Source organism: Cytobacillus oceanisediminis 2691 (assembly GCF_007678455.1).
Lineage (GTDB): Bacteria > Bacillota > Bacilli > Bacillales > Cytobacillaceae > Mesobacillus > Mesobacillus oceanisediminis_A.
Map to the genome: position 1 here is coordinate 1 of NZ_VEEP01000030.1, position 1,611 is coordinate 1,611.

Annotated in this window: 1 protein-coding gene and 1 pseudogene; both read right to left on the bottom strand. The window is 35.5% G+C overall.

The genetic code is table 11. The annotated features are described in order from the left end of the window. Nucleotides 1-669: 669 nt before the first annotated feature. On the bottom strand, nt 670-1,179 hold the full coding sequence (locus FS736_RS23380; RefSeq protein ID WP_144481517.1) for a DUF2247 family protein: 510 nt from the start codon (nt 1,177-1,179) through the stop codon (nt 670-672). Then, nucleotides 1,179-1,611: pseudogene (locus FS736_RS24845) on the bottom strand (hypothetical protein); the annotation flags it as partial. The pseudogene FS736_RS24845 and the gene FS736_RS23380, both read right to left, overlap by 1 nt.

Genomic DNA, 1,611 nt, shown 5'->3' on the forward strand with positions numbered 1-1,611 from the left:
CTTCACTGTTTGTTTTGGAGATGACATTGCCGTTGTCGTCATACTCATAACGTTCTTTTCCGGCTGTCTGCAGCTGGCTAACGTTACGAAAATTAAAATTTATGTAACGCTTTTTTAACGAATAGCGAGTATTATACGACCGTTTCTAGTGAAAAAACAACCCAAAATTTATATGACAAAGCAGTGTAAGAAACAGTCTTACACGTTACCCATTGATATCGCCACGAGCTTTGTCATTCTCGTTAGTTTGTTAGCTAATCCATGTCATAACTACCCCTGCTATGTAAAATGTCATCTCGCCTAATTCTCATTACCATCACGTAATCCAACTATTAAACAAAACTCCATGACGGTACAACCTTCAAGGAGTCTCTATTTTCACGCAACGTATTTCGTTTTGTCCCACTCAAAAATCGTCCATATTTTCTTTTTGTTCAATTGCCTTTTGTACCTTAGTTTAACTAGCTTTGTCATTCTCGTGTGCAAATATAAATCGAGTAGTAAGGTGGTTGTTTTATTTAAATGTCACTGCAACCAATCTAGTAAGTTTGCTAACCATCATGAGTATTTGTTTAACCATAAAACCTATAAAAGAAAAAACCTTGAAAGGCAAGTAGCCAATCAAGGTTTTGTTCTTAACCTAGAGCCCAAGAAAACTAGCTAATTAATTTATTTAGCATATGAAAATCTCTTACATTGCTCATCTAAATATTTTTCCCAATTTTTATATAAACGTGCTTGATTTAACTCTATGCTTCCAAAATCAGGTCCATCCATAGGCATGTATCTTACAAAAGTAGCGATGTTTTCTGGATAGTCGAAATCAGCATATATTTGCTCTATTAAACCAAGAGGGTCTTTATATTGATCTTTTTTAGTAAATAACCAGTCTAGAATTAAATACAACCATTTCTCTTTAATGGTATCGACATCTTGATGTGGTTCTAACTGTGCTAATTCATCTAGATATGGATGAACTGGCTCGTCATGGTATAAAGATGCTAATTCAAATATTAAGCTGGACTCATTAGTATCTTCAGAAAGTAATGTTAAAGCGTGTTCAATTGCCGTGCCTGGTGGAAGAAAGTTTCTATCAATAGCATATTTTAATTCCTGCCAGGTAAACTTAGTTTTCTTCGATACATATTCATAAGTAAGTTCCATTAGTATTGAATCCATTAATATCCTCCCTGATTTGGAAATCCGGTAATTTTCCCACCTGATATAAACCGTTGATGAGAAACTTTACCACTTGGTGTTAACATATACTCGAAAATACCAGATTTACCATTAAATCCACCCTTCGTCTGAAGAAGTGTATATTGGGCACCATCTCCACCCTTAATATTAAAAACTCTTCCTGCAGCTAATTGCTCCTTAGTTAAAAAACTAGCAGCACGATGAGCCTTATCATTTTTTGTTAATGCAGTACCAATACGCTCTGCATTCATAATTTCATCTGCAGCAAGTGATGCCCTTAGTTTCTCAAATTGCGCAACATTTTTTGCACCATTATTAACCGTACCCTTAGCAGCTAAATCATCACTTGGATTCTTCGCAAAGGTCTGCAAATCCATTCTTAAAAGTGGAGCTTCCTTCGTCGCTGTATCG

Excerpts from the sequence above, each read along its gene's own strand:
- FS736_RS23380 (WP_144481517.1), bottom strand. The coding sequence starts at position 1,179 with ATGGATTCAATACTAATGGAACTTACTTATGAATATGTATCGAAGAAA.